Here is a 26,504-nt window from a genome sequence, read left to right as displayed (position 1 = left end):
TCACTAAATCATTAAATTGATCTACCTTAAGCAGCTAGACAGGTCGGAAAACTTTACATTACTATTGAAACTAGCTCTCATTAAGTATGGACGCTCTGCAATTTCTCTTGCACCCCTATGCCGTGGATGCCTTTTTAGCACACAACTGGACTAGCAAAGCAATTGCGATTTCTGCCAAGGGACAACACCGGTTTTCCCACCTGTTCTCCTGGGAGCAATTAAACGACTTGCTGAACTTTCACCAGTTCAACTATCCTGACCTGCGGCTCGCCTTGGATGAGAAGGTGCTAGAGGAATCAGAGAATGAACGTTTGACGCAATGGTGTCAACAGGGAGCAACGCTGATTTTAAATCAGGTACACAAGCGGGTGCCGGCAATTGCCCGGTTTGCTGCTGAACTCCGACAAATTCTTGGCTTTGGTACCCAGGTGAATGCCTACAGCTCCTATCCAAATCGGCAGGGCTTTTCCTGTCATTACGATACGCATGAGGTGTTCATCCTGCAAATCGAAGGCAGTAAACAATGGTGTGTATTCCAGGATACACTCAAGTATCCCTTGCCGGAGCAAAAATCAGCCGGCCAGTCTGCACCGACCGATCCACCCTATTTGACCTGTACACTCCAGCCTGGAGATGTGCTGTATATCCCACGCGGGCACTGGCACTATGCGGTGGCTTGCGAGTCGCCATCTCTGCATCTGACCTTGGGGATTCATGTCAAAACGGGCATTGATTGGCTGGAGTGGTTGGTGCAGGATCTGCGTCAGCAGGAGGAATGGCGCAAGAGTTTGCCAACTAAATGCGAAGCGACCTCGATGGGTCAGCATTTGACCAGCCTAGTCGAAGCATTGACCGATCAACTGCGAGAGCCGGATCTGGATTACCGGTATCGCAGCTATCTGGATAGTTTGGGTCAATCCATCAAAAAATATGATTTTCCCCGTCAGGCTGGGTTTGATCAGTTTCCGCAGGGAATAGACACCCAGTTTCGTTGCATACAGTTTCAGCCGATTCAGGTGATCGCACTGCCTGAGCAGGAAGGATTTCGCATCCTGGTGGCAGGCAAGGAAGTCCTTTTGAGAGGAGTCACCACAACCTTGGTAGAACATCTATTTCAGCCGCAGCCATTTACGGGTCGAGACGTACTCGACTGGCTACCGGGCTATGATCTTCCAAAAATCCGGTAAGTGATGCAGTGCCGCCTGAGTAATCACAAAATCAGCCGGAGTTGCGTTGTGGTTATAGGTGAGAAAGCCTTGATGGTGAAACCGAATTCGGTCGCTTAGCCCTGCTGCTGCGGCTTTCTGCCGAGCATAGGTCAACATTGGTTGAGAGACATCGACGGCATGCACCCTTGCTCCCGTCAAAGCGGCTTGAATCGCAAAGGTGCCAGTGCCACAGCCCAAGTCAATTACGGTATCACCAGCGGTGATGCCAAGCTGTTCGACCAGGGCTTGTTTCGCTTCTATCGTCGAGAAATGCTGATTGCGATCATAGGCAGCAACAACCGTGGGATCAGTGAAGTCAGTGCCAACCTGACGAAATTCGTTATAAAACCAGTCAGGGTTAGGGCTTACCTTCATCGATTGACTGCCTCCATCAACGAAGCCGCATAGCGCTTGCCTGCAGCAGCCTGTTTGGGAACCACCTGATCGATTTGAGCTAGCTCTGCTGGAGTTAGTTCGATAGCAACCGCACCGACATTTTCTTCAAGATACTCTCGGCGCTTAGTTCCTGGAATCGGCACAATGTCTTGTCCTTGCGCCAGCAGCCAAGCCAAAGCTAACTGACCGGGCGTAACTCCCTTTTGACTGGCAATTGCTTTAACCTGCTCGACGAGCTGCAAGTTTTTAGCGAAGTTCTCGCCTTGAAACCGAGGTTGAGTCCGCCGAAAGTCATCAGCAGCAAAGTCATCGGGACTGGTGATTTTGCCGGAAAGAAATCCACGTCCCATCGGGCTGTAGGGTACAAACCCGATACCTAATTGCCGCAGGGTAGGCAAAATCTCATCTTCTGGGTCACGGCTCCAGAGGGAATATTCGCTTTGCAAGGCGGTGATCGGATGCACGGCATGGGCACGGCGAATCGTGGCAACCGAGGCTTCCGAGAGGCCCAAATAGCGAACTTTGCCTTGTTGGACTAGCTCTGCCATTGCGCCAATGGTGTCTTCAATCGGCACGTTGGGATCAACACGGTGCTGGTAGTAGAGGTCAATGTAGTCTGCGCCTAAGCGTTGCAGTGATGCATCACAAGCTTGCCGGACATACTCCGGTCTGCCATTGACGGTCAGCGCGCCTCGTTCAAAATCTCGTCCGGAAATGCCGAATTTTGTAGCCAAGATCACCTGCTGGCGGCAGTTGCGAATGGCTTTACCCACTAGCTTCTCGTTTTCCCCAAACCCGTACATATCTGCGGTATCGAGAAAATTCACGCCCAATTCCAGCGCTCGGTGAATCGTGGCAATGGATTCGGTTTCATCAGCAGGTCCATAAGCCATCGACATTCCCATACAGCCGAGGCCGAGCGCAGAAACTTCTAGCGCACCGAGTTTGCGATATTGCATGATTTGACTCCTTGAATCAATGATTCTAACTTTGACGTAAACGTTATAGAATCACTGCGAAGGATTCGACAGAGAAGGATTCGGCAGAAGGTTGACTGAAACGATAAGATCGGAAAGGTGAGTAGGGTAAAAACGCGAAATCTAGCTGGAACTGCACCAAAAGGTGGCTTCAATTTTCTAAAAATTCGTGCAAGATGGTAGAGGGTGTGCACCCTGACTCGGTAGTGCAGCCTTTCGGTTGGAGAAATTTGGGAAGATCTTTAAGGAACACAGCTCAGAAAGCAAAGCGGCTGCAGATCGCCCAGTACCTAAGATTTAGGTTTTGAGCGACTGAGTCATGCCCTGATCAGAACCGTAGTTTAGTGTAGGTACAGATGTAGTTTCACAAAAGCAGTAGGTCAATATGTGACAATCGATTGGGACGCAGAGGGGATAGTGGATGAACAACGGCAAAGTGAGAATATACGAGTTATCAAAGGAATTGAATTTGGATAACAGAGAAATTTTGGCAGTTTGCGACCAGCTTAATATTTCAGTTAAAAGCCATAGCAGTACAATAACGGAGGCCGAAGCTGCACGCATTCGTAGCGCTGCCGAAAAGGTTGTCAGCAGTCACCCCCCTTCTAAAGCAGTGTCGTCCCACGCGACTAGCTCTGGTTCTAAGAAAGCGAATTCACAACCGCCTGTGAAAAAGCAACAGATTCTTGAAATTCGTAAAAATCGGCCTCTATCCGAGCCTCCAAGACGCCCAGAGGCCGAAACCCCTGTTAATTCTGCTGCTAGCGTTGCCCCTGCCAAGCCTGCTGTTGCTCAGCCGGCTCAGCCGCCAAGTCCGCCGAATCGTCCAGTGCGATCTGAAGCGGTCGAAGCTGAACAGCTAGCTGAGGAAGATATTGAGCTCGACCTGGAGGCAGGGACTGAGTTGGTGGAAACGACTGCTCCTGAGCTAGTAGAAGAAGTGACGGCTCTAGAGCCTGAAGAAGAACTGCCTGTTGAACCAGTGACAGAATTGGTGCAGCCGCCGGTTCGTCCAGTTGCAGCACCGAAACCCGAAGTAAGTCAATCGACTGGGGCATTGCCTAGCCGTTCCTCCAGCCAAGCACCGGGTTCAGTTAACCGTCCTATTCTGAAGCGACCCAAGACAGATGCGGCTCAGCCTGCAGCCCGCACCAATGGCCAATCGGCAGATGCGGCTCCTGCTAGGCAACCTCGTCGCTCGGAAACCGCAGAAGAGCCAGCCCTTAAAGCGCGGCCCGTTCTAGAATTGCGACGCAAGCCCGTGCGACCGGGCGAAACAGCCAGCGAAACTGAGACGGCTGCTAAATCTACCGGCAAGCCTGCAGGTAAGCCTGGGGATGTTTTGCCAGAACTACAGCGCCCAACCCTACCTCGGCCGCCGAAGCGAGGCAAGGCATGGGAAGAAGAGGAAGAGGTTGAAGAAGAAGTTCAAAAGGCAGGTGGCAAAGCTGCTACCAAATCGAAACGTCGGCAATACGAGCTCTCGATGAATCACTAAAGCTCGAGCCAGTAAAATCTTGATGTAAAGGGCTAGGCGTGCTGTCGTCGGCTGCTTTTCCAGCGTTGTAACCCCGCAGCAATAAGTCGAAAATATTATGTTTGAAAAACTTGCACAGATCGAAAAAAGCTACGAAGAGCTGACCGAACAGATCTCCCAGCCCGAGTTCATGTCTGATATGTCTGCGTACGCAAAGCTGATGAAGCAGCATCGTGCGCTAGGTGAGATAGTTGAAAAATATCGGGAGGTCAAGAAGCTCCAAGAGGATCTGGCAGGTGCAAAAGAATTGGCTAATGCAGCTGATGACAATGAGATGCGCGAAATGGCTTGGGCAGAAGTGGAACAGATCGAGGCGAAACTTCCCGCAGCCGAAGAGGCTCTGAAATTTCTTTTGCTTCCGAAAGATCCGAACGATGAAAAGAACGTTATCTTGGAAATACGGGCCGGAACAGGCGGGGATGAGGCAACGCTTTTTGCGGCCGAGATGTTGCGAATGTATGCTCGCTATGCTGAACGGCAGGGCTGGAAGATGGAGATAATGGAGGCAGCCGATACCGGCGTCGGAGGGATAAAGGAAGCTATCGCGATGATCGAGGGAGATGCGGTATATTCCAAGATGCGCTACGAATCGGGAGTTCATCGCGTTCAGCGTGTCCCACAAACAGAAACCCAAGGCCGCATTCACACTTCTGCTGTAACAGTAGCCGTTCTACCAGAAGCTGAGGAAGTGGACATCCAGATAAATCAGAACGACCTTCGAGTTGATACCTTCTGCTCTTCAGGGCCCGGCGGTCAATCCGTAAATACCACGTATTCTGCCGTGCGGATCACGCATTTGCCGACCGGTCTTGTTGTTTCGATGCAGGACGAAAAATCGCAGATAAAAAATCGCGAAAAGGCGATGCGCGTTCTGCGCGCGCGCCTGCAAGAGATAGAAGAACAGAAACAGCACGAGGCACTTTCAGCCGAGCGAAAGCAAATGGTCGGAAGCGGTGATCGTTCGGAAAAGATCCGTACTTACAATTTCAAAGAAAACCGCGTAACAGACCATCGCATAGGGATGACAGTGCACCAGCTTGATCTCGTGATGGAAGGTCAGTTGGATGATTTCGTTGAAGCTCTACGAACGCATTACCAGACCGAAAAGCTTAAAGCCGAAACGGTAAGCGCATAGAAATCAGCAGATGGCCTGGTCTTGTCGAACCCGAGTGTTCCGCGCTGGTAAAATTGGATCTGGAATTGAAACGTGCCTATAACACGCCTATATCTTGTACGACACGGCCAGTCTGCCGGAAACGCTGAAGGACGTTTCGGCGGACACGGCCCGACACCGCTTTCGCCAAAAGGTGTCATACAAGCTGAGGCAACGGCACGATCGTTAATGGAGGAGGGCGTGAATACCATCTATTCGAGCGCTGAGCTGGTTGCATTGGTTTCATTGGTAGTTTTGATGTAAACGGCTGGATTCGTACAGCCCACGACAAACGAGAGTGTGATCAGAAACAGCAGGCAGCACGAGAAGAATGAACTGAGCTTAGAAAACCTGAGGAAAGGCAGCTTCATAACAGCTCCTAGTTGATGACGGCTACAGCACAATAGTTCGCTAGCACCCTTTTATGCCTGCTATGGGTGTAAGGGATAAGGGAACCAGTAGTCTGTTGTGTGTGCTACATAACGGCAAGGCAAAGCATTCGCGTACAGGGTATGTGCTTTGTTTAAAGCTATCTGGCAAATGCTTTGCCCCTACTAATGCCCCACTACCAACGATTGCATTCCTGCCAATGGCCCGACCTCTGTTCGCACCCAGTCAAACCATTCGCTGAGGCCCTCGCCGGTTTTGGCAGAAACGGGAATGATTGTGACATGGGGATTCATTTGCCGCACGTTAGCAATAATCTGATTCAAATCCACATCCAAATGTGGAGCCAAATCCATTTTGGTGATCAGCAAACAGTCCGCTTCCCGAAACATCACCGGATATTTCAGCGGTTTATCTTCTCCTTCGGTAATGCTCAGCAGCGCCACTTTGACATGTTCCCCCACTTCAAACTCGGCTGGACAGACCAGATTACCCACATTCTCGACCAGCACCAGATCAAACTCGGTTGGATTATATTCATGGGCCAGACGGTGAATACCACCAGCCACCATCTTGGCGTCCAAATGGCAGGAACGGCCTGTGTTAATCGCAATCACCGGCACGTTATAGCGCCGCAGGCGATCGGCATCTAATTCGGTGGTCATATCGCCTTCAATCACAGCAATCTTCAAATCGGGCGTCAAACCGGCCAAGGTGCGTTCCAACAGGGCCGTCTTACCCGCCCCCGGACTGCTCATCACGTTGAAGCAAGTAATTCCCCATTCATCGAAATGTGTCCGATTGTGATCTGCGCCCGCCTGATTCGCATGCAGTAGATCGATTCCCAAGGCCGCATCAAAGGTTTGGTGCATAGTACTGAGTTTTGAGTTTTGAGTTTTGAGTTACGAAAGCTGGTTCTGTAGCCTGCTGTAGTCTCTCGCCCCAGAGGGAAAAGGGATTAGCTCGTATAGTTGAACTGTTCGTATTCAATTCGCTCGATTTTTAGCTCTCGCCCAGAGCGAATATCCTCCATTGGCGAGCCACAGGTGGGGCAGGCGTACTGAATCCCAATTTCCGGCTGATACTCCTGCTGACAGCGGTGGCAAAAGGCAATCAACGGCATTTCCCGAATCACCAGTTTGGCTCCCTGCAAAAAGCTATTTTGCGTCTGCACCTCAAAGGCAAACTGCAAGCTAGCCGGCTCCACACAGGTAAACCGCCCCACCGTCAGGTGAATCTGGGAAATCTGTGGCCGTTCCGGCTGCGCCTCCCACCAATCGCCGGAAGCTGGTAGCAAAGGGATTTGCCACCGCCAGTAGGCATGATTGCCAGCGCATCCTGGTTTTGTAGAACAGCCTCGATGATGGACTGTTGCCCTGGCCGAAAGCTGTCGTAGCCAAAGAAGTATTTCAGGGCTTGTTCTGGGCTGTTGAGTTGAGCGTGGTCGAGTTCAGTAATCAGCGGCGGCAAAGAAGACATACAATCCAATCCGATTTTCCTTTTCCCATACTGCCTGAAACTGGCTTCGATGGAGAATCTGACTAAATTCTTGACATATTGCGGAATAGTGCTGCTAGAATGGTTGAGGCTGCGCGATGGGGTGTCGCCAAGCGGTAAGGCAGCGGGTTTTGGTCCCGCCATTCCTAGGTTCGAATCCTAGCACCCCAGTTAATTTTTCAGTTAGTTTCTCGACTGTATCAGCTCGGCTGTATTAGATGGGCCTTTCGCCTAGCTTCGCTAGCAACTGAGCAGCGGCGAGTTCGGTTGGAGGCAGATTTTTGATGGAGTGGCTGTTGTAGCTAGGCTACCCAGCTAAGAGTAATCTTGCACAACGTTTGCTACCAAGATTGTGGGACTGATGACAAGTGGATTTTCTATGTCAGAGTATGCTACTTTCTGCTGACGAACGAGATTCTCCTGTCCAAATTCTATGCAGCTAACTCCACAAGAAAAAGACAAACTGCTGATTTTTACAGCCGCCCTATTAGCAGAACGACGCAAAGACAAAGGTTTGAAGCTCAATTACCCGGAAGCCATTGCCTATATTTCAGCCGCAATTTTGGAAGGTGCCCGCGAAGGACGCACTGTAGCAGATTTGATGACCTACGGCACTACGCTGCTAACTCGTGCCGATGTGATGGAGGGCGTCCCGGAAATGATTCATGAAGTGCAAGTGGAAGCCACCTTTCCGGATGGTACAAAGCTGGTCACTGTTCATGATCCGATCCGCTAGGATTTGCTCCGATAGACCTATATTGGGCAGTACTCCCATGCTCTGAATTGATCACTTAAAACGCTTCTGGCTCGTCCAAAAGCGTTTCAATTAGTAAGTCCACTTGCTGCTGCTGCCGTGTCAGGAAGGTCTCGCACTGGCGGAGTTGCTCAACGGCAATGGCAAATTGCTCGAACACTTCAGATAGTTCCAGTTCACCTAGCTCGATCCGATTGATGATGGCCTCCACTTCCGTCACGGTTACTTCATAATTCCAGTCGGGTGGGAACGTTGGATTGGTAGCTTGCTCCAACGGATTAGGAAACTGATTAGAAGGCGCTTTGGTGGAATCCGGATCAGTCATAGAGCTATCGGTTCATGGTTCTAGCAAGTGATTAAGAGTCGAGTAAAGGCGTATCCGCAGCAGGGGATGAACTAATTTCGTTTACCGTCACCTTGAGCTGGCCCTGAGCAAGCTGCACGGTCAACTCCTGGCCAAGTGTCACTGCTGATCAAATCAGCATTAATCCAGTTTCGGCCTCCTATCACGATCATTTGTTTGTTCCGGCGGCACAGGCAGAGCGGGCGATGCAGTTGCTGCACGAGTTGGCCCAAAACGCACTTTAAGGCTGCATCTGTATGCCATATCTGTGAAGAATGGCCGCCATTTTGGGTAGGTCTTGGGGCATTTCTCGTACCTCAGTCATTTCTAGAAAGAACTGGTCAATCGCACCACCGATGGTCCAGGCTAGAAACCGGACGGGTTGAGTGGAGTTGTTGCGGTAGCCATGCGCCACTCCGGCAGGGACATGCGCAAAATCATCTGGCTCAATGGTCAATTCTTCGTCACCAACCTGCATGATCATGCATCCCTCCAACATGTAATAACTCTCTTCTTCAATGGCATGGGTATGCGGTGGAACTCCGCCACCCGGAGGCACTTCAACGGTCATGACGGCCATACGATTGGCTGAGTTAGTGGACCTCAGTTTTAGGCAGACCCTATCGCTCAAAACTTGCATGGCTTCTCCTGCTTGACTGCGTACAATGGTCATCGGTTCTTCCTCGTCTTGCTCAGTTTATTCGACACTGCGCTTTAGCAGCCCTGAGGCATGATTTGCGCAGATAATAAGGAGTACGCTGACCGACTCCAATTGGTTTTAAACTGGTTTTACAGCCGCAGTCAGAACGGTTAGGATATTTCAGATCTGCTAATCTATCTCAGGGTTTAGCTATCCAAGATGAGGCTAACCATAAAACGACTTATTTTTCTGTCCTTTCAAGTTTGTTCACCAGATTGTACACGCCATAGTTTTGCATAAGTTCCATCAAGCGCTATCAATTCTTCGTGGGTACCCTGTTCTACAATTTGTCCTTGCTCCATCACATAAATGCAATCGCTATGACGAATCGTAGAAAGACGATGGGCAATCGCAAGCGTGGTTCTGTTTTGCGTAATCACTTGTAGGGATTTTTGAATTGCGGCTTCGGTTTAATTGTCTACCGCAGATGTCGCCTCATCCAATATCAGAATGGGCGGGTCTTTGAGAATGGCACGAGCGATTGCCAATCGCTGTCGCTGTCCACCGGAAAGTTTCTGTCCGCGCTCTCCGACGATGGTGTCATAGCCTTGCGGCAATTGCTCAATAAACTCATGTGCCTCTGCTAATTTTGCGGCGTGGATGATTTGCTCATGAGTTGTAGCGAAACTACCATAACGAATGTTTTCGGCAACCGTACCATGAAACAAAAACACATCTTGACTCACCCAGCCAGTACATTGACGTAAATCAAATAAATTGATGTCTCGAATATCGATCCCGTCAATCAGAATGCACCCACTTTGCACTTCATAGAAGCGCAGTAAGAGTTTAACGAGCGTACTTTTACCTGAGCCAGTAGCCCCGACAATCCCAATCGTTGCTCCGGCTGGGACGGTTAACGAGAGATGTTAGTGTTGAGCATTACCTTGATATTGGGATGGGACAGCATGTTCTGAAACATCTGAGTAAAACCGTACAGCGGCATTGCTTGATAGGTATCAGTAAAATACCGATCATCTCGATTGGTGCGGGTTGGAATTCGGGCAATCACTGACTTATCCAGCTCAGATGGATCGAGTCCCCATTGCTTGCGGGTATAGCCTCGGAAAAATTTCTCGTACAGAACTCGTCCTACTTTGCTAATCACCACATCTTCCGAGGTGCGAATCGACTCACGCGGTTCAGCCAGGGATTTGAGAAAATCTTCGACTTCAAACGAGTTGAGATTAAGGCCGTATAGGGTATTGATAGTATCTAAGTTGATCGGAATCGGAACGAGCTGGCCATCTACACTAGCCCGCACGCGATGCTCATAGGAACGCCATTCGGTAAATTGAGACAAATACTCAAATACCTCACGAGAATTCGTGTGAAAAATATGAGGACCGTATTTGTGTACCAGGATGCCCGCCTGATCATAGTGATCGTAAGCATTCCCGCCAATATGGTTACGCCGATCCACAACCAGCACCTTTTTGCCCAATTGGGAAGCAAGTCGCTCAGCAATCACGCTTCCAGAAAATCCGGCTCCTACAATCAAATAGTCAAACAGATATTCTCGCGTTACTACTCCTGGGGCACCTAACCCAGCCGATTGAGCGATTTCGTCGTTGTTATTTTTACCATCAGCGATATTTCTAGCAGCGCTATTACTAACGCCACTCTTAATATCAACAGCAACGTTGCCATTACTGTAAGCATTAGCACTACTTGAACTGCTTCCATCCGTTAGACTAGCTCGTTTTGCATCGATTGTCTCCTCAATCAACTTCAACATCGAGGCCCAGGTGCGGTCCCAGGAAATTTGTTCTAGAAACGCATCAACCCGGCTGAGCCAACCCGATTGATGAACATCCATTTGCATAGCGATATCGGCAGCGACCACGAACTCAGGAACCGTATCAGCAATATACACCATGCCCTGCTGCCCGTAGGGACGCACCACATCTTGGATAGATGTCGATACAACCGGTTTTCCCGCAGCCAAATATTCTGGTGTTTTGGTAGGGCTAATGAAACGGGTAGACTCATTGCGGGCAAAGGGCAGCATAGCCAGATCCCAGCCTGCCAAGTAGGTCGGTAATGCCTGGTAGTCTTTGGCACCCAAATAGTGAATGTTGTCTTTCTGAGGTAAGCTGGCCGGATCGATTTTAACCACCGGGCCAATAATCACCAAATGCCAATCCGGTCGAGCTTCGGCCACGCCTGCCAGCAGGTCAATATCCATGCGCTCGTCAATCACACCAAAGAAACCGAGCCGAGGATGGGGAATAGCAGCCTGATCCGGTGGCTCCTGAGTGCGAATGCGAGCTTGGGCAAAATGGGGCACATCTACACTGCTAGGAAACGCATAATGTTGACGTTGAAAATCAGCGGATGCAGCAAATAAACCGCCGCCATTGCACTTGCCAATCCTGCCGCTAAACCTGCCTGCCGTGCCAGTAACCAGGTCGGTAACGCCCCGATCGCCAAACAAACCGCCTGCACCAAAAACAACCAATACACCGATGGATAAATGAAATAGGGAATCGCCATCAAGTAAAACGAATAGGCGGTGTGATTCCCCATGTGATGAAAGTTGAGATAGGAGGAGAGCGGCTCCATGCCGCGACTCAACAAAAAGGCAACCTGATCGTAAATGCCCAGATCAAAGGCGGTAGACCGCAGCAGCAGATGACGCGCGCTACTAGCAATCAGCAGAATCACCACCGCAATGCCGATCCATTGGGTGAGAAGGTGGGTGCGGATGGTTTTGACCGCATCGGTTACAGCCAACTCCTTGAGCTTGGGTGCGGGTTCTGAAGCGTCAGACAACTCTGGCATGACTGTTGAACTCTATCTAGATAAGGAACAATAGCAGTAGCAGGCATCAGGACGGTCGCAATTTTCCAGGATTCGTTAAGATTAGAGTAGTTCAAATGTTCTACTCAGGCCAGCTACAGGATGAGTCAGCGGATTGCTGGGATTCATCCCCTCGCCTGCCTGGAATGGCGTCGGAATCTGCTTAAGAAAGTATTCAGACACGAGCTACAAATGTCAATTCATCTCGACCTTCCCACTCCTTTAGAAACCCTGCATCGCCTCCGGCAAGGGCTGCGTCCGGGGCAGCGGCGCATGGCAGACTGGCAGGGCGGCACCCTAGCGGTTTCGGCAGTTCCAGGGTCAGGCAAATCTACCGGCATGGCGATCGCGGCGGCCATTTTGTTAGCGAAACGGCATTTGGCCCGGAATCGGGAGAACCTGGGAGGATGGGGTGAGATTGGCAGTGCCGGAAGGGATGATCCGTCCTTTGTAATTCGCTCGCCGCTGGTGGATCTGGATGACTCGGTGCGGGAAATGGCGGCTGAATTGACCGCTGCAATGAATAGCCATTTACTGCTGGTTACCTTTACCCGCTCAGCCGTCGCTAACCTGAGGACCAAAATTCGCCAGTATCTACGGGATCTGGGCGTGCCGCCTCAGGGATTCATGGTCTATACACTGCACGGGTTAGCCCTGAATATTGCCACTCGACACCCGCAGCTTTCTGGATTGGACTGGGAGCGGCTGGCGCTGATTTCGCCCAACCAAAGTAATCGGCTGATTCGGGCCAGTGTGGAGTATTGGATTCAGGCCCATCCCCGCACCTATCAGCATTTGCTGGAGGGTAGACAGTTCGATGGTGAGGAAACCGAGCGGCTGCGGCGGCAGTCAGTTTTGCGCACCGAGGTTTTGCCGGAACTGGCCTACACGGTGATCCACGAAGCCAAAAGTTCGGGCTTACGGCCTGCGGATGTCTGGGACTTGGCTAACAACACGGGCATAGCGTGGCAACCGTTAAAGGCGTAATAAACTGCTGAGCGTTGTCTGTGAGAATGGCTCGCACTTCTACACCCAGTTTTGCCAGGGTGGAAATGACTTGACAGACTTTGTAGGCCGCAATTCCTCCCCCCACTCCGATCAGTACCCGTCTCCCCTGAAGCATAGGTCGTTAATTAAAGAAATATTGAGTAGTAGTTAATACATGTCTTTACTTTGCAGGAAGAATGTAATTGTCTCAAGCTTTTTGTGCCAATTTTGCCACTTTTGCTGCTGAGGTAGAAGGAGGGCAGACCAACTGGAATAAAAAACCAGGCCAGTTACCTGCCTGATCGTGCCAAAACTATGCAATTTCCGTTCACGTGCGGAACGTCATTTAAGATAATTCAGGCTTCGTCATAGGCTTCCATATCCAGCAGATAGAGATAAGGCTCCACCAGTTCTGGACGTTGGAACGCCAATGCCCGCAACAGATGCCAATCATCTAGCCCTTCAAAGGGGTTGGTGTATGCATCCTGTTCTAACCGCTGGGCCAGAGCAGCCACTTCATTGGCCGTCATCCGAGCCACATCTTGTTCTGAGAAATTGAGTGTTTTCATTGCCAAGCCCTCTCCCAATGCACCTGTCCAATTCTCTAGGAAGGACAGTAAGACCGCTCCCTCAACAGCTACGCTCCGCAGCAGCCAACTTCCGCAAAGCTACAGAGGTGTTTCTATTCTTATCGTATAGCGGTTCTATAGTGAATCGGGTGGAAATACGATTTCTTCTATAAAACTTTGCATCAACTTCAGAACAATCGGCTGAATCTCGTGGCCCATACTGAGTTCGTGATACTGAACCGATACACCCAAGTGGTCGAGTTGTGCTCGCGTTTGCTGAGCGGCCCGCAGCGGCACCACTTGATCCAACTGACCATGCACCATTAGCACTTTAGGAGCTGGTTGAACAACCGTTTCCAGCGGCGCATGGGCATAGCCACTCAGCACCATCAGAGCCGCCAACGGCAACTGTAACCCCACCTCTAGGGTCATGGCTCCCCCCTGGGAAAAGCCCGCCAGAATCGTGCGCGACAGGGGCAGTCCCGTCGTGGTCTCTAAAGACTTTAACCAACTCAGCAACTGTTGGCTACTCTGCTGCAGCTGGGGCTGCTGCCGAAAATCAGGTTGACTGGAGAAGGAATAGTCCTGCGGCAGGTCGTACCACATTCGGCCTGTTGGCATGTAGGGAAAGGGAAACGGCGCATTGGGAAAAAAGAACTGCACCTGAGGCAAATCTATATAGCTGGCCAAAGCAGCCACATCTTGAGCATTGGCTCCCCAGCCGTGCAGCATTACTAGGAGCGCTTGCGGAGGTTGATTGGTCGGGTCGGAGGAAAGTGGGCGCGGCGGCAGGGAAAGGACTTGGAGAGACATGTTTGCGAAGACCGAAGAAGACCAAATTTTGCGGTTTCAATCCAGGGCAAATACTCGCGGAACTGTAAGCCAGAATCCGACAGATCAAACTGCGTGAACAGCCAGATAGTCCAGAGCAGAACAACACCGGAAACAGTCAAAGCCGCATTGCGAACTTGCTTTGTAGGAACCGATTGCGGTAAGAATCCAATCACAGCGGCACCGATCATCGGCAGCCAAATCAGTACACTGAGCATAGACTTACAAAAGTTATGAGTTTTAAGTTATGAGTTTTAAGTTATGAGTTTTAAGTCATGAACTTGAAAATTCAAAACTCAAAACTCATAACTTAGAATTAATTCCCGGTCAGCAGTGACACGATCTGAGTCGTAATCGACAGATGGGCAATGTAAGACCAGCTCACCCATAGCGCGGTCAAAACCACACCAACGGCGATCGTCAGAGCGTAAAACTGAGTCTGACCAGAGTTGCCGTACTTGAGCGCCTCTCCGCCGAAGATAGACGACAGTCCTACCAGGTTTACCAAACCATCCACAATGTAGCGATCAACCCAGTCGGTAATGCGGGAAATAATGTCAACGCTACCCACTACACTCGAACGGTAGATTCTAGGCGTATAGAAATCGTAGGCAAACAGATCTTGCAGGGGCTTCCAGGGAAGCTGAACCGGCTTTTTCACGAAGTTGCCCACATAGAGCACCGCACTGAGGCTGACGCCAAAGATACTGGACCAGGTCAATAGGAGAGCCAGGTCTTTGTTGAGAGTTGCCCAAGCAGGCAGCAGCGACAGGCTGTTGAGAATCAGCGGTACATGCAGCACAAAGCCAGCCAGCATCGTCATTGGTAACGTTATGGCCCACAGGTTTTCTGGCGAACGCACCGTCATGGGCTTGACATCACCAGCAAAGATGAGCCCAAAGGTACGGGTGACGCTGAAGGCCGAAAGCGCATTAATCAGCAGGAGTAGTCCGACCACACCCGGACGAGTCATCCACAGTTCATCAGCCAATTCCAGCATGGCCCAGAATCCACCCAGGGGAGGCAGCGCAATTAGTCCTAGCGCTCCAACCACAAAAGATAAGCCAGTGATCGGGCGACGGCTCCACAGTCCGCCGAGCTGAGTTAGATCTTGCGTGATGTTGTTGAGAATAATTGAACCGCAGCTCGCAACTAGGGTTGCCATTGCCACCGCGTGGGTTAGGACCAGCAGCAGAGCGGCGTCAGTTTGCTGTGCGCCAACAGCGATGAAGATGATGCCCATGTAGGCACTGACCAGGTAAGACAAAGACCGCTTGGTGTCAATCTGGGCAATTGCAATCAAGGTTCCACCAATCGCGGTGACCGCACCGATCGCAATCGCCGCATTCAGAACAAAGGGTGACAGAGCTAGCACGGGTTCTAATTTGACTAACCCCCAGGCTCCAGTAGCGACCACGACCGAGTTTCGCAGGATCGTGCTGGGAATCGGTCCCTCCATTCTTGAGACCCCCCACGGGCGGGAGCGCTTTGGTTCAGGCATTTAAAACAATCATTTGGAGTGCTTGAATCTTTGGTGAAGCCCATTGCACGCTCCTCTAGTTGAGGTCACGATCTAAGTAATTAGGTCGTCTTGCCTTTAGGGAACTATAGGGGATTCAGTGTTTCTAGTTCGAGATTCAAGTTCGTCTCGTGAGGAGCGAATCGAGCGATTCTTAGAAGAAGATCCAGCTCTGGCAGCCCTGCTTGCCGTTATTCACTTTGAATGGACTGTTCGGCGCGCCATTATTGCACTGGGTACTTCTCCCAATGTAGTGATACGAGAAACTATGGAGAAATGCCACGGACTTAGCAGATATAAACAAGTCTGGCAGGAAGAAGTTTTTCCTAATGTGCAACGTCGTCTTCCAGAAGTGGTAAGAAATTGGGACGGGCTTGATCGAGCCTTCCGATTACGCCACAGACTAGTTCACGGGGTTACTTCTTGCGATCCAGAGTACGCTAAAGCGCGAGTTCGCTGGGCAATCGATGCTACGAATGACCTGAGAGTGTTCTGTGGCAATAACGGCATTGATCTAGATTCGCGCTTGCCGGTTCGTAGAGCTGCCAAATCCTAGGGGAATACGCCCTTTTGCCTCTTTACTTTTTGCTTTTCACTTCCGAAAGCGCAGGCTGATATCGAATATTAGCCTGCTGCAATCGTTGTAGGGCTTGTTGAAGCCGATCACAGTCGGCAATTAAGCTAATTCGCACATAGCCTTCGCCACCTTGACCAAAGGCATTGCCAGGAGTGACGACCACACCCGTCTGCTGAAGCACCGTCAGGGCAAAGTCGGTCGAACTCGTGTCGGGTGGGCAGGGCACCCAGAGGTACATCGTGGCTTTAGTTTTGGGTACATCCCAACCCAACTCGGCCAAGCCTTGAATCAAAAAGTCCCGCCGGGTGCGGTAGCGAGCCTGGACTTCGTGCAGGTAGACATCGGGCAGGTTGAGGGCGGTTTCCGCCGCAGTTTGCAGCGCCGCAAAAATGCCATAGTCGAGATTGGTTTTGAGCGTGCGCAGGCCCTGGATAATATGGCGATTGCCGACTACAAAGCCAACCCGCCAACCTGCCATGTTGTAGGTTTTAGACAGGGTATGGAACTCGACTCCGATCTCCTTCGCGCCCGGAATTTCTAGCAGGCTTGTGGGCTGATAGCCATCAAAGGCCAGTTCGGCGTAGCACAAATCATGCACCAGCATAATTTCGTACTTGCGGGCAAAGGCTACCGCTTCTTCAAAGAATTCGCGCGGTGCGGTGGCAGCAGTGGGATTGCTGGGGTAATTGAAATAGAGAATTTTGGCCTGCTGAGCTATAGCGTCGGGAATGGCACTGAAGTCGATCAGCCAATCGTTTTCGGGTTTGAGGATGAGCTGATGGATTTTGCCACCCGCAATCAAAGGGCCGTTTGGCGCCAGCCTCAGCGGCCGTCACGCGGTTGCGTCCCGATTGCTTCGCCTGGTACAGCGCCTTGTCGGCTAGCTCCACCCACAGCTCCGGCGAGAGCTCGGGCGGTCGGTCGTAGCCAGCCAGTCCGATCGAGATCGTCACCGTTCGCTCAGGGTGCCGCACCCAGAGCAACTCCGACGCCGCAACGCGGATGCGCTCGCAGAGCTGCCGCGCTTGTGCCGGACCGGTCTGAGGCAGCACCAGAGCGAACTCCTCGCCGCCGTACCGGCACGCGACGTCCTCCTGCCGCGTCTCCCTCACCAGCAGCTTCGCGAGCCCCTGGATGACGATGTCGCCCGCCGGGTGCCCGTAGGTGTCATTGATGCTCTTGAAGTGGTCCACATCGATCATCGCCAGCGAGAGCGCCGAGCCGTGCCTCGAGGCGAGCGACACCTCGTCGGCCCAGCGGCGGTTGAAGTACGAACGGTTCCACAGCCCGCTCAGCCCATCGATCTGGGCCCGCTGCGCGAGCATCTGCACCAGTTGGTGCAGCCTCAGCGCCGACCTCAGCCTCACCCGCAGCTCGGTCATGTCGAAGGGCTTGGTGATGTAGTCCATCGCACCTAGGTCGAACGCCGTCACCTTGTCCTGAGAACTGTGCAGCGCCGAAAGAATGATCACCGGCGCGTCCATCGTCCGACGGTCGTTCTTGAGTTGCCGCAGCACCTGGAACCCGTCGACGTCCGGCATGTCCAGATCCAGCAGGATGAGTGCTGGCTGGAGGTCCTTCGCGATCGCCACCCCGTCCTTGCCCGACAGGGCCTCGACAAGGTCGATCTCCTCGTGACGCAGCCTCGCCTTGAGCAGCCGGTGAACGTCGACCGAGTCGTCGATCACCAGCACCAGTGGGTGCGTTTCCTTGAACTGGCCGGGCGCAACCGTCATGGACTCGCTTCGCTCCAAAACGAAAGGACCGAGAGGATCACCACGAACAAGACCAGACGGTCTATGCAGCCCGCGCCCTGCTGCAGATATCAACAAGTTCCCGGAACTGCTCGGCAACCGACTCAAGTGCCGCGCCACCCGACGCCGACGAGATCCGTCGCAGATCGTTCTCAAGCTTTGCCGCGGCCTCACTCAGCGCTGGGAATCCATACCCGGAGCCGGCACCGCGCAACTGGTGCGCCATCCGACACACCTGCTCTGCCTGCTGCGCGTGCCATGCCGTCCAAAGCTTCTCAACGCGATCGGGCAGCTCGCTGACGAACAGCGCCACCAACTCGCGCATCTCGGGGTCATTGGCGTACGCACTGATCATCGGTCCCTGGGACCCCGGATGAGACATGCCGTCACCTCCAGCCTCCGACCCGCTCGGGTCGCCCAGAGAATCGGCGTTCCAACAGGTCGGCATCATCTCGTTTGTGAGAACAGGCGGCTATAGGACGGGCAAGGTCTGGGTGTTTTGATTTACCATCAACTTGGCGCAGTTCAGTTGGGAATGTGACAAACCGAGGCAGGCTGCTGGGCACCTTGACGCGAGCAAAATGCTCTTCTTCGGTTTCTGGATCCTTAACTACAACGGCCAAATTAAGGCTGAGATTGGAAATAAACGGAAACGGATGGCCCGGATCTACCGCCAGCGGGGTCAGGACTGGGAAAATTCGCTTTTCGTAAAAATCCTGTAGATAGAGTCGTTGCTCTTGGCTCAGGTCGATGTAATTGAGCAGATAGACCCCATGCTCGATCAAAGCTGGCCGCAAAACCTGCTCAAAATGGCGATGCTGCTCTACTACCATCGGACGAAGTACTTGACTAATGGCATCAAGCTGCTCTGGAGGAGTGCGGCCATCGGGAGTAAGGGTACTCACACTTGCTTCCACCTGCTGCTTTAAGGCGGCGACTCGCACCATGAAGAACTCGTCCAAATTTGAGCTAAAAATAGCCAGAAACTTTAGCCGCTCCAACAGTAGTGTGCGAGCATCTAGGGCTTCGTGGAGGACGCGACGGTTAAACTCTAACCAACTTAACTCTCGATTAAAGTAATACTGCGAATCGCTCAGGTTAATCTCGGGGACCGTTTCTTTTGCTCTTGCCATAGGTTTTTGAAGAGGCAGGGTACCGCAAATTTTGCCAGAAAGTGAGCGTAAGGAGAAGTGTTCTAAACGACATCAGACAACAATTAATTATGGATCTGAATTATCTAGATTAAACCCCTCTCAAGCGGCTTCCAATTTTGGCCTATTTTTATTTTAGGTCCTATGTCCTCTCTGAACGCGTCTTGCAGATTCTGATCGGAAAGGTTAAGCTATCCCAGGATTGGTGAAAGACCTATCTGTGTAATAGAGTGGAATGTCTCAGGTGACTACTTCAACAAGTCGAAACGGTCAAACTTCAGTCGCGTTGAGCACTGAGTTAGTCAATGCCTTGGGCACTTTGAATGTACAAGCCAGTGGATTTGGCAATACCCGTATTCAAAATGGAATTGCGAGTTTTGCCATTACTGGTGGTGCAGTCGATCTCGATAGGACTAAAGTTGAAATTATTCATAGTGGTGGCTTGACTCTCAGAGCAGGCAGTACAGAGGTCAATCTCACAGATTTTGTGATTACCAACTTAAACGGTCAGACGATATTGACCGGCTTAGTGATTGTGAATGGGGATATTGTGACTCGTGCTCCATTGTTCAATCTAGAGGTTGGCAGCATTGCCACTTCAAAGAAACAGGGACGCAATAATCTCGATATCAATAACGTTGATATCACCCTCAACGATGCTGCTGCCAGCGTGCTCAACCAGATATTCAACGTCACAGCCTTTAGCATGATGTCAATGCATTTACTGCTGGGTTGAGTATCGGTACAGCTCAAGTCGATGCGTTTGTTGTCTAAATTTGTTGTCTAAATTTGTTAACGTGTCCATTTTCGTTTATCCTTTTACACAAGTTTCAATTCTGTGTGAATCTTCCCAGATAGTATGGAAGCATCTTCCGCCACCACGGCCAATCGTGATTAACATCGTGCCCCCAAAGCTCAAGCAAATGCGGAATACCCTTTGAATGAAGTATGCCGGAAAGCTCTCGGCTGCGGTCCGGAGCTTCATATGCTCCTTGCCCCGAAACAATTACTATGGAATCAGCTTTCCTTAATCGCGGCAAATGGTAGTCGTCATTAAGGTTCCTGAGATACATCGCAGGATTATTGAAATAAACACTGTCGTTATAGAAGCCTTTGTCCAGATAATTATAAATGTCGTAGCTTCCGCTCATCGCGATAGTCCCACGAAACTGATCTGAATGCTTGAAGTACGTGTTTGCGGCTAGGAATGCACCGAGCGAAGCTCCGGTCGTAAGCGGTCTTGCATCTGGACCGCACTCATTACGGATAAGCGGCATCACCTCGTCCATTATATAGCGGTCGTAGCGGTCCAGCATCTCGACCTTCCATGCCGGGTGAGACTCTCGGTTAAGCAAGCTGTATTTGTTGACAGAATTGATCGAATAGGCACGGATCAGGCCGTTCTCTATGAACCACTTGATCGAATCGACCAAGTAAAACCGCTCGTATTCAAGATAATCTGCGGCCGCGGTTGGAAACATTAGCAGAGGATATCCCGAATGCCCGTAGGCAACGAGCGGCATATCCATATTAAGATTGTGGCTATACCACGAGGTTATATCACGTCGCATATAAAAAGGATGCTCCAAAAGAAATTGCCTTACTAGTTAGAAAACCCTGATTTTATAATGAAATTTGAAATTCTCTTAATTGGAAGAGGTGATTTTCAAGCCGGCAATGCCCGCGATGATCAGCATTATGCAAATAACGCGGACCGCGTCTCGCGGTTCGTCAAATAAGACCATGCCAATGAGTGCCGCGCCAACGGTTCCGATACCGGTCCAAACGGCATAGGCGGTGCCGATCGGAAGCGTCTTTACCGCAAGCGATAAAAAATAAAAGCTCGCTACCATCAGTACGCCGGTAACAAGGCTGGGCACAAGGCGTGTCCAGCCTTCCGTATATTTCAAGCCGATCGCCCAGGCGATCTCAAGCAACCCGGCGATAACCAGATAAAGCCAGTTCATCTATTTGACTACCGTTATCTCACGCGTGGTGGAGTTATATCCGCCGTTATCGACCACGTTACCGTCTTTGTCGATCAGCTCAAGTTTTATGGTGTGTTTGCCTGCGGTCCAACCAGAAAGCCAGAGCGGAGCCCATTTTTCGATGAACTTTGGCTCACCGCCATTGACGGAATACCGCACCCGATATTCTCCGCCGTCGCCTACCAACTTAGCATTCGCCAGCCAGAAATCGATCATTATCGGATCTGCATCCGCTCCCTTATACTCGCCCTTGCTGGGATCTGCATTGCTTCTCCGGTCTTGGGGTTGCGTCCTTCCCGCTCTTTGCGTTCGCGTGGCTCGAAGGAACCAAAACCAACCAGCGTTACCTTATCGCCTTGAGAGACGGCTTCCATAATTGAATCGATCGCCGCTGTCAAAACGGCATCGGCTTGCTTTTTGGTAACGTTGGCTTTTTCTGCAACCTTATCGACTAACTCACCTTTATTCATGGGTGTCTCCTTAACAACATTAGTCAGTGGTAGAGAGATTGACCTACGCGGTCAGAACCATCAGATCGATAGTTTGGATCTGAGGATAAAAATTCGAGGTGGAAATCAGCCTCGATCGGGGTAGATCGCTGAAACCCAGATGAACTCGAATTTTCACTGCTTTATTCTAAGGGCAACATATCCAATATGGATCGATGGAACCTTTAATTTATATAGATTTCGAGGATTTCTTAAGAAAACTTTTATTTGGTAAGCAAATTTACTCACCCAAACCGGCAAATTTGAGCCAAATTGCGGCTAAAAGTGTTGCGAATTGTTGCAAGTTTTCGACTCATTTGCTGGTGGCTGAAGCGGCTGAAGTGGGGATGGATCAACCCGATGGGAAATTCTTACAGTATTGTCTTAAACGATTTGTGGCTAGTTCGGGAATAATTCTCCGAATGCACCCCCCAAACACACCTGCTCTATTTACTTGCTCTATTTACTGGCCCATGCCTCGATCTGTTACAAAAGATAGTCTCGAAATTCACGTCTTTTCCAGAAGCAGCACTGCGATTTCAAGACCAACGTTAGAGCTAACCTGTTATGGAACCGATCTTTCCCAGCATGCATGGCAGTTCCTGTTTCTATCTTTTCCCAATTCTTAGCAAAATGTATTGCTGGCTTCTCAACGCTGGTTTCTAAACAACAGCTGTTGGATTTCTAAACGCCAGCAGCTAAAGCAGCACCAGCAACGAAAGTAGGGACAGACCCAGGGCGAAGCTGCAACCATTTGCGTCATCCGATCTATCCCTACATGCACCATCCCAACCTGTTCGGCTATTCAACAGCTTGTTTGCTATTCAACAGCCTTATTTGCTGTCCAGCGCCTAAGGCACCTGAACTCCGCGCCGCTGCAAGATTTCCTGCACTTCACGAGTCGGCACATAGCGGTAGCCGAAGTTCGAGAAGTCCGAATCATCCAAAATTTTGGGCGTCACCAGCGCAATCACTTCTTGACGGCCATTCTCACGGTTTGTGCTTCTGAACAAGGCTCCCAAAATTGGGATATCGCCCAAAATCGGCACTTTTGTGACGGTAGTACGGTCCGTTTCCTGGATAATTCCCGACAAAATCAAGGTTTGATTATCGCGTAGTCGAATTCGGCCTGACTGGACTTGCCGAACTGAGAGCAGGGTGGCCCGATTAGGCAGTAGATCGGTTGAGAGATCAACTTCTCGAATCGGGGCGTGAACGAACCGAGCGAGACCGGCTGCGGAACGAATTGTTCAAGGTCGAAAAGGCAGAGGATTCCGTAAAGGCAGACGAGCGTTCAATCCGCGAGAAACTGAGTGAGACCGCCGCAGCCCACGCTCAGCTTAGTGAGTTACGTCCGCTGACAGTTAAGCAGAGCGAGAAGGAGAAGCAGCTTGACGAGGTGCGAACCCGGCTTGCGGTCGTGCGTGCAGCGAGGGAGGAATTAAAGCAACTCGATGAAAAGCTCGAAAAGATGCGGAAGGATTTTAGCCGTAATAAGACGCTTTTGGCCGATGCACGGGCGAAACTTGCCGACGCCGAAAAGCTGGATATGCTGCAGCGGCGTGAGAGTGAGATCTTTTCCGAACTTGCCCGATCGCGAGCGGAGCTTGATCGCGACCAGCGTTTCCAGAAAGAGATCAAGAACGGACTTTGTCCGATACTCTCTGAAAAATGCCTGAACCTGAAAGAAGGCGAGACCCTGGAAAGTTTTATTGGAAGCCAGTTCAATGAGCTAAAGACCCACATCGAAACCCTTGAAGCTGAATCCGCAGCGTTAGGTCAAGAACTTGTTGGTGCACGCGAGGCCTCAAAAGCAGTTGCGCAAGTTTCCGTCTATGAAGAAAGGGCGACGGAGATCGAGGCTGAAGGGAAACGTCTGCGAACGGAATACGAACGTGTCAAGGAAATCGCGGCTGAGGAACCGGCTCTGGTCGAAATGCTTACGGAATTGGAAAGTGAATTGAAAGATCTTGACAATCCCAAGGCGAAGGTTGATCTGCTCGAGCGGCAGATCGCAACCGAACCCGATCTGCGTCAGCGTCTTAGCGATATTGAGAAAAACATTGAGCGGCTGGAAAGCGACCGAAAGATCATTGTCGAACAATCTGAGTCGTATAAGGACTTGGAAGAACATTGGAAACAGGCGACCGAATTGCGCGATTCAACGGCCGAAGGCCACCGGATATTTCTCTCGCTTGAAAGAATCGCGAGAGAGACCGCGAACCGTGAGATAGACTTTCACAAAGCTCGTCAGGCAAAAGAAAAAGCAGAGCTTGCTGTTGCGGAGGCAAGAGAGCTCGCAGAGCAGGCGTCAAAGAACTACGACCCAGCAGAGCATCAGCTAGTGAAAACAGAGCTTTTGGCCTTGCAGAAGAGTGTTGCCGAAACAACTGTGCGGCTTGAAACCGTTCAAAAGAGAGCAGATTCCATAGGAGCGGAGTTAAATAAACTTGTGGAAACTAAGGCTCGGATGCAGGTGGAGATCGATGAAAGGGAGCGGCAGCAGCGAACACTGGAAGCCACGGTGTTCATTCGTGATACTCTAAAGGAAGCAGCTCCGCTCGTAGCACGAAATTACGTTTATCTTGTCTCGTCAGAAGCAAATCTGATGTTTCGCGAAGTTACGAATAATGCGGAACGAACGCTTAAGTGGGTGGACTGGTGGGGGCTAGTGTGGAAGCAAAAGCAAATGCCGCATTTGGGGCGCGCTACATTGGCTTAGTCGAGTTTGCTAGCAACCGCCCGACGCTTTATGGAGCCATTGGCCTAGAGTTGCGGATTCAACTGTTTGTCGCCCTTTGGATTCGGATTCCGCTGCTGTTTAAAACCATTCGACTGACCTATCGTTTTACCCTGACCATCAACTTCACTGCTGGATTAGAGTTTGCCTTCAACGGTGTAAACGATGCTGGATTGCGCGGTTCAGGTACATTGGCAATTTCAGCGATGGGGCACCAGTTGCAATTCAATGTCCGGCTGAGTTCAAACCCAGATGCTGTCACTCAGGCGCGAGCGCGGACCGAAAAATATTTGAACCTGGGGTTGGAAGCCACCGAAGTGGAAGCCACTCTCCCTGGCGTCGAGGCCGCTTCTCGATCGCGGATGGCTTTTGTTGCAGAGGCCGCAGAAATAGCGGCAGCAGAGGTGGAGGCACTTACCCGATCGACATCTCAGCCATCATTTGGGACACCCAATTATTCAGTATTTGTGATTCGGGACACTCAAGATCAGATTTTGGATCTACCGGATGAAGAACCAGATAAAGAACCAGATAAAGAACCGGATGAAGAACTGAAAGAAGATACCTATGCCTACTTTGTCCTGTTCCCTCGCTCAATCCGTGATCGGGATCCTGATCAGGAGGAAGGGACAGAAGACAATCGTCATGCTGGTTTTTTGCCCGTTCCTCCGCATTCACCAACGAATGAATCAAACAATCAGCTACGCGATTTTCAGCTCGTCTTTCTAGACGCACTCCAACTACCGAAGGACACTCTAGAGTGGTTTAACCCTCAACCCATCGCAACAGGTGAGGTTGCCGGTCAATCCATTGGCTTCCGGCCCTTGAGCCAACATGACCCAGACTGGCTGACGCTGACAGACACAATCATGAGTTGGCGCGCCAATTGGGATCAACCCATATTTGAGAACACAGAAGCGTTTGCTCCTGATAACAAGCCGCTGTCTCCAGAATCTATTAAGTTACGAGACTACTTGACCCATGCTTATATCACCACTGATCAAGATGGTTTGCCTGTACCCGTAGCCGATCCAGATCCGTTAGCAACCAAAGAAGAAGTCATCACGGATGAACGGGTTCAGAATCCTTCAGATGATGCGTTTGAGGCGGCAGTGCGGGGAGCAACCGAGCAGTTCCGTAGCTCGCCTTTCTTCAAGCACAATCCTAACTGCCTCTATGAACAGCGGCTAGAAGCAGCCTTTAGGCCAGACACCACCATCTACGCCGATCAAGACCCCGACAAGCCCCAGCCATTGAATGAACACCAGCAAGCCCATCAGGTGCGCAGTATGGTGATTAACGATCTGATGGGAGATCTGCGGAAGTATGTGGATGAGCCTGATCAGGCAGAGCGCAACCAATTGACCCAGCGGGCTTTTGCGCCTCGTTGCTGATTAGTCATGCCCATCAATAGCGCTGCTGAAACAGCCCAGATCTGGGAACTGCTATCGGGGGAAACAGCGCTAATCAGCAAATGCAGCCCAAGCCAAGCAATCCACCAGAGCCAGTGCGGCTTGAAATACCGGATCAATGCAATCACCGCAATGCCGTAGCCCTCGTATTCCAGATTGGCAGTTGTAGCGATCAGACTGCCTCCAGCCCAGACTACCAGCTGCCAGCGAGGAAACGCTCGCACCAGCCGCAGGCAAATCAAACCTAGCAGTAGGGTAAACAAAATATTCAGTCGAGAGACCTGAAAAGCGACCATGTAAATGGGCTGCGAGATCAGACCAAGGCCCAGCAATCGCAGGGCGTATTTGTGCACGCTGCGAGTATGGGCTTCTCCCTGAACCAACAACCAGGCAAATAAGGGAAAGCTCAAGCGGCCAATCACCCGGAGCAGTGTCAGCTCGGGCAAGAGAATCGCGCCCACATGATCGATGAGCATCAGCAGAGCGGCCAAAAGCTTGATGTGGTAGTTGGTCAGCAGTTGGGGCATGGAGGTTCTGGCTCTTTGTTTAGCTCCCGCAGGAGTGTACTATGAGCCAGACTAGCAACCAGGATGGCATGGCTGCATCTACATCACTGCCTGATCACCACCATCTGAGTCATCCCCAAGCCTAATCACCCCCAAGTCTAATCATCCTCAAACATGCGGCTAGCACCCAAGGGAGATGCTTACACTGTCAAGTACTGCCAAGCAATT

The 26,504-nt window shown here is 51.1% G+C and carries 35 protein-coding genes and 1 tRNA gene; 11 read left to right on the top strand and 25 right to left on the bottom strand.

Going from position 1 to position 26,504, the window contains the following annotated elements; all coding sequences use genetic code 11:
- Positions 1-86: 86 nt before the first annotated feature.
- A complete protein-coding gene (locus tag JVX88_RS30205) occupies positions 87-1,187 on the top strand; it encodes a cupin domain-containing protein (RefSeq protein ID WP_211622168.1) in 1,101 nt (366 codons plus the stop codon).
- Here JVX88_RS30205 and JVX88_RS30200 read toward each other — a convergent pair.
- Both JVX88_RS30200 and JVX88_RS30195 read right to left on the bottom strand, forming a co-directional pair.
- Positions 1,155-1,583, bottom strand: coding sequence for an SAM-dependent methyltransferase (locus JVX88_RS30200; RefSeq protein WP_211622167.1), 429 nt, complete (start codon positions 1,581-1,583; stop codon positions 1,155-1,157). The two genes, JVX88_RS30205 and JVX88_RS30200, sit on opposite strands and share 33 nt — an antisense overlap.
- Positions 1,580-2,563, bottom strand: coding sequence for an aldo/keto reductase (locus JVX88_RS30195; RefSeq protein WP_211622166.1), 984 nt, complete (start codon positions 2,561-2,563; stop codon positions 1,580-1,582). Before JVX88_RS30195 ends, JVX88_RS30200 begins: the two co-directional genes overlap by 4 nt.
- 487 nt (positions 2,564-3,050) lie before the next feature.
- Here JVX88_RS30195 and JVX88_RS30190 point away from each other — a divergent pair, with 487 nt between their 5' ends.
- The 3 genes from JVX88_RS30190 to JVX88_RS30180 all read left to right on the top strand — a co-directional run bounded on the left by JVX88_RS30190 (position 3,051) and on the right by JVX88_RS30180 (position 5,535).
- Positions 3,051-4,079 carry a hypothetical protein gene (locus JVX88_RS30190; protein ID WP_211622165.1) on the top strand — a complete coding sequence of 343 codons (1,029 nt, stop codon included), beginning with the start codon at positions 3,051-3,053 and terminating at the stop codon, positions 4,077-4,079.
- Positions 4,080-4,176: 97 nt separating this feature from the next.
- Complete coding sequence (prfA, locus tag JVX88_RS30185) at positions 4,177-5,253, top strand: peptide chain release factor 1 (RefSeq protein ID WP_211622164.1); 1,077 nt, start codon at positions 4,177-4,179, stop codon at positions 5,251-5,253.
- A gap of 72 nt (positions 5,254-5,325) precedes the next feature.
- Positions 5,326-5,535, top strand: a complete 210-nt coding sequence (locus JVX88_RS30180; protein WP_211622163.1) for a histidine phosphatase family protein — start codon at positions 5,326-5,328, stop codon at positions 5,533-5,535.
- 290 nt (positions 5,536-5,825) lie between these two features.
- Here the strand turns inward: JVX88_RS30180 and hypB are convergent, their stop codons facing one another.
- The 3 genes from hypB to JVX88_RS30165 form a co-directional block, all read right to left on the bottom strand.
- The gene (gene hypB, locus JVX88_RS30175; RefSeq protein WP_211622162.1) at positions 5,826-6,530 is read right to left on the bottom strand and encodes a hydrogenase nickel incorporation protein HypB; all 705 of its coding nucleotides are present in this window, start codon (positions 6,528-6,530) and stop codon (positions 5,826-5,828) included.
- 86 nt (positions 6,531-6,616) lie between these two features.
- The gene (hypA, locus tag JVX88_RS30170) at positions 6,617-6,961 is read right to left on the bottom strand and encodes a hydrogenase maturation nickel metallochaperone HypA (RefSeq protein ID WP_211628940.1); all 345 of its coding nucleotides are present in this window, start codon (positions 6,959-6,961) and stop codon (positions 6,617-6,619) included.
- The gene (locus JVX88_RS30165) at positions 6,886-7,137 is read right to left on the bottom strand and encodes a DEAD/DEAH box helicase (protein WP_211622161.1); all 252 of its coding nucleotides are present in this window, start codon (positions 7,135-7,137) and stop codon (positions 6,886-6,888) included. The genes hypA and JVX88_RS30165 overlap by 76 nt, the downstream gene beginning before the upstream one ends.
- 117 nt (positions 7,138-7,254) lie before the next feature.
- Here JVX88_RS30165 and JVX88_RS30160 point away from each other — a divergent pair.
- Positions 7,255-7,326 (top strand) — tRNA-Gln (locus JVX88_RS30160).
- Positions 7,327-7,588: 262 nt separating this feature from the next.
- Positions 7,589-7,891 (top strand): urease subunit gamma, encoded by a 303-nt coding sequence (gene ureA, locus JVX88_RS30155; RefSeq protein WP_036002301.1) that lies wholly within the window; start codon positions 7,589-7,591, stop codon positions 7,889-7,891.
- Between the two features lie 55 nt (positions 7,892-7,946).
- Here the strand turns inward: ureA and JVX88_RS30150 are convergent, their stop codons facing one another.
- The 5 genes from JVX88_RS30150 to JVX88_RS39440 form a co-directional block, all read right to left on the bottom strand.
- Complete coding sequence (locus JVX88_RS30150; protein WP_211622160.1) at positions 7,947-8,234, bottom strand: exodeoxyribonuclease VII small subunit; 288 nt, start codon at positions 8,232-8,234, stop codon at positions 7,947-7,949.
- Positions 8,235-8,493: 259 nt separating this feature from the next.
- Positions 8,494-8,925 carry a cupin domain-containing protein gene (locus JVX88_RS30145; RefSeq protein WP_211622159.1) on the bottom strand — a complete coding sequence of 144 codons (432 nt, stop codon included), beginning with the start codon at positions 8,923-8,925 and terminating at the stop codon, positions 8,494-8,496.
- Positions 8,926-9,362: 437 nt separating this feature from the next.
- Entirely contained in the window at positions 9,363-9,782 is a 420-nt protein-coding gene (locus tag JVX88_RS43405) for an ATP-binding cassette domain-containing protein (RefSeq protein WP_317134674.1), read from the bottom strand.
- A gap of 26 nt (positions 9,783-9,808) precedes the next feature.
- Complete coding sequence (locus JVX88_RS39445) at positions 9,809-11,242, bottom strand: UDP-galactopyranose mutase (protein ID WP_263975310.1); 1,434 nt, start codon at positions 11,240-11,242, stop codon at positions 9,809-9,811.
- A 2-nt stretch (positions 11,243-11,244) separates the two neighbouring features.
- On the bottom strand, positions 11,245-11,736 hold the full coding sequence (locus JVX88_RS39440) for a DUF2079 domain-containing protein (protein WP_263975309.1): 492 nt from the start codon (positions 11,734-11,736) through the stop codon (positions 11,245-11,247).
- 210 nt (positions 11,737-11,946) lie between these two features.
- On the opposite strand from JVX88_RS39440, the gene JVX88_RS43400 reads away from it, so the two are divergent.
- Positions 11,947-12,741 (top strand): ATP-dependent helicase, encoded by a 795-nt coding sequence (locus tag JVX88_RS43400; protein WP_211629110.1) that lies wholly within the window; start codon positions 11,947-11,949, stop codon positions 12,739-12,741.
- Here JVX88_RS43400 and JVX88_RS30120 read toward each other — a convergent pair.
- From JVX88_RS30120 to JVX88_RS30100, 5 genes are all read right to left on the bottom strand, one after another.
- Positions 12,701-12,877, bottom strand: a complete 177-nt coding sequence (locus JVX88_RS30120) for a flavoprotein (protein ID WP_211622158.1) — start codon at positions 12,875-12,877, stop codon at positions 12,701-12,703. The genes JVX88_RS43400 and JVX88_RS30120 overlap by 41 nt on opposite strands.
- 220 nt (positions 12,878-13,097) lie before the next feature.
- Positions 13,098-13,310 (bottom strand): DUF2555 domain-containing protein, encoded by a 213-nt coding sequence (locus JVX88_RS30115; protein WP_036004498.1) that lies wholly within the window; start codon positions 13,308-13,310, stop codon positions 13,098-13,100.
- A gap of 135 nt (positions 13,311-13,445) precedes the next feature.
- Complete coding sequence (locus JVX88_RS30110; protein WP_263975308.1) at positions 13,446-14,042, bottom strand: alpha/beta hydrolase; 597 nt, start codon at positions 14,040-14,042, stop codon at positions 13,446-13,448.
- 2 nt (positions 14,043-14,044) lie between these two features.
- On the bottom strand, positions 14,045-14,359 hold the full coding sequence (locus JVX88_RS30105; protein ID WP_211622156.1) for a hypothetical protein: 315 nt from the start codon (positions 14,357-14,359) through the stop codon (positions 14,045-14,047).
- A gap of 98 nt (positions 14,360-14,457) precedes the next feature.
- Complete coding sequence (locus tag JVX88_RS30100; protein ID WP_263975307.1) at positions 14,458-15,600, bottom strand: proton-conducting transporter membrane subunit; 1,143 nt, start codon at positions 15,598-15,600, stop codon at positions 14,458-14,460.
- Positions 15,601-15,760: 160 nt separating this feature from the next.
- Between JVX88_RS30100 and JVX88_RS30095 the strand changes: the two genes are divergently transcribed.
- Positions 15,761-16,216: a hypothetical protein gene (locus JVX88_RS30095; RefSeq protein WP_211622154.1), complete on the top strand. Its 456-nt coding sequence runs from the start codon at positions 15,761-15,763 to the stop codon at positions 16,214-16,216.
- A gap of 22 nt (positions 16,217-16,238) precedes the next feature.
- Here JVX88_RS30095 and JVX88_RS30090 read toward each other — a convergent pair whose 3' ends face one another.
- The 4 genes from JVX88_RS30090 to JVX88_RS30075 all read right to left on the bottom strand — a co-directional run bounded on the left by JVX88_RS30090 (position 16,239) and on the right by JVX88_RS30075 (position 19,124).
- Positions 16,239-16,982: an aminotransferase class I/II-fold pyridoxal phosphate-dependent enzyme gene (locus JVX88_RS30090; protein ID WP_317134673.1), complete on the bottom strand. Its 744-nt coding sequence runs from the start codon at positions 16,980-16,982 to the stop codon at positions 16,239-16,241.
- Positions 16,876-17,973 (bottom strand): diguanylate cyclase, encoded by a 1,098-nt coding sequence (locus JVX88_RS30085; protein WP_211622152.1) that lies wholly within the window; start codon positions 17,971-17,973, stop codon positions 16,876-16,878. Before JVX88_RS30085 ends, JVX88_RS30090 begins: the two co-directional genes overlap by 107 nt.
- Positions 17,974-18,034: 61 nt before the next feature.
- Entirely contained in the window at positions 18,035-18,346 is a 312-nt protein-coding gene (locus tag JVX88_RS30080; RefSeq protein ID WP_211622151.1) for an Hpt domain-containing protein, read from the bottom strand.
- Between the two features lie 31 nt (positions 18,347-18,377).
- On the bottom strand, positions 18,378-19,124 hold the full coding sequence (locus JVX88_RS30075; protein WP_211622150.1) for a hypothetical protein: 747 nt from the start codon (positions 19,122-19,124) through the stop codon (positions 18,378-18,380).
- Between the two features lie 262 nt (positions 19,125-19,386).
- On the opposite strand from JVX88_RS30075, the gene JVX88_RS30070 reads away from it, so the two are divergent.
- On the top strand, positions 19,387-19,878 hold the full coding sequence (locus JVX88_RS30070) for a hypothetical protein (protein ID WP_211622149.1): 492 nt from the start codon (positions 19,387-19,389) through the stop codon (positions 19,876-19,878).
- Between the two features lie 94 nt (positions 19,879-19,972).
- Here the strand turns inward: JVX88_RS30070 and JVX88_RS30065 are convergent, their stop codons facing one another.
- The 5 genes from JVX88_RS30065 to JVX88_RS30045 form a co-directional block, all read right to left on the bottom strand.
- On the bottom strand, positions 19,973-20,713 hold the full coding sequence (locus JVX88_RS30065) for an esterase family protein (RefSeq protein ID WP_211622148.1): 741 nt from the start codon (positions 20,711-20,713) through the stop codon (positions 19,973-19,975).
- A 75-nt stretch (positions 20,714-20,788) separates the two neighbouring features.
- Positions 20,789-21,109, bottom strand: a complete 321-nt coding sequence (sugE, locus tag JVX88_RS30060; protein ID WP_211622147.1) for a quaternary ammonium compound efflux SMR transporter SugE — start codon at positions 21,107-21,109, stop codon at positions 20,789-20,791.
- Positions 21,110-21,346, bottom strand: a complete 237-nt coding sequence (locus tag JVX88_RS30055; protein WP_211622146.1) for a hypothetical protein — start codon at positions 21,344-21,346, stop codon at positions 21,110-21,112.
- Complete coding sequence (locus JVX88_RS30050) at positions 21,346-21,627, bottom strand: HU family DNA-binding protein (RefSeq protein ID WP_225931772.1); 282 nt, start codon at positions 21,625-21,627, stop codon at positions 21,346-21,348. The genes JVX88_RS30055 and JVX88_RS30050 overlap by 1 nt, the downstream gene beginning before the upstream one ends.
- Positions 21,628-22,469: 842 nt before the next feature.
- Positions 22,470-22,775, bottom strand: coding sequence for a type II and III secretion system protein (locus JVX88_RS30045; protein ID WP_263975649.1), 306 nt, complete (start codon positions 22,773-22,775; stop codon positions 22,470-22,472).
- 26 nt (positions 22,776-22,801) lie between these two features.
- On the opposite strand from JVX88_RS30045, the gene JVX88_RS30040 reads away from it, so the two are divergent.
- Both JVX88_RS30040 and JVX88_RS30035 read left to right on the top strand, forming a co-directional pair.
- Positions 22,802-24,340: a hypothetical protein gene (locus tag JVX88_RS30040; RefSeq protein WP_211622144.1), complete on the top strand. Its 1,539-nt coding sequence runs from the start codon at positions 22,802-22,804 to the stop codon at positions 24,338-24,340.
- A complete protein-coding gene (locus JVX88_RS30035; protein WP_211622143.1) occupies positions 24,292-25,752 on the top strand; it encodes a hypothetical protein in 1,461 nt (486 codons plus the stop codon). The genes JVX88_RS30040 and JVX88_RS30035 overlap by 49 nt, the downstream gene beginning before the upstream one ends.
- Here the strand turns inward: JVX88_RS30035 and JVX88_RS30030 are convergent.
- The gene (locus JVX88_RS30030; RefSeq protein ID WP_211622142.1) at positions 25,701-26,297 is read right to left on the bottom strand and encodes a TraX family protein; all 597 of its coding nucleotides are present in this window, start codon (positions 26,295-26,297) and stop codon (positions 25,701-25,703) included. The two genes, JVX88_RS30035 and JVX88_RS30030, sit on opposite strands and share 52 nt — an antisense overlap.
- Positions 26,298-26,504 lie beyond the last annotated feature (207 nt).

It is taken from the genome of Leptolyngbya sp. 7M (assembly GCF_018128485.1).
The sequence above is the reverse complement of the archived record's forward strand: the minus strand, read 5'-3'. Positions and strand labels throughout refer to the sequence as shown.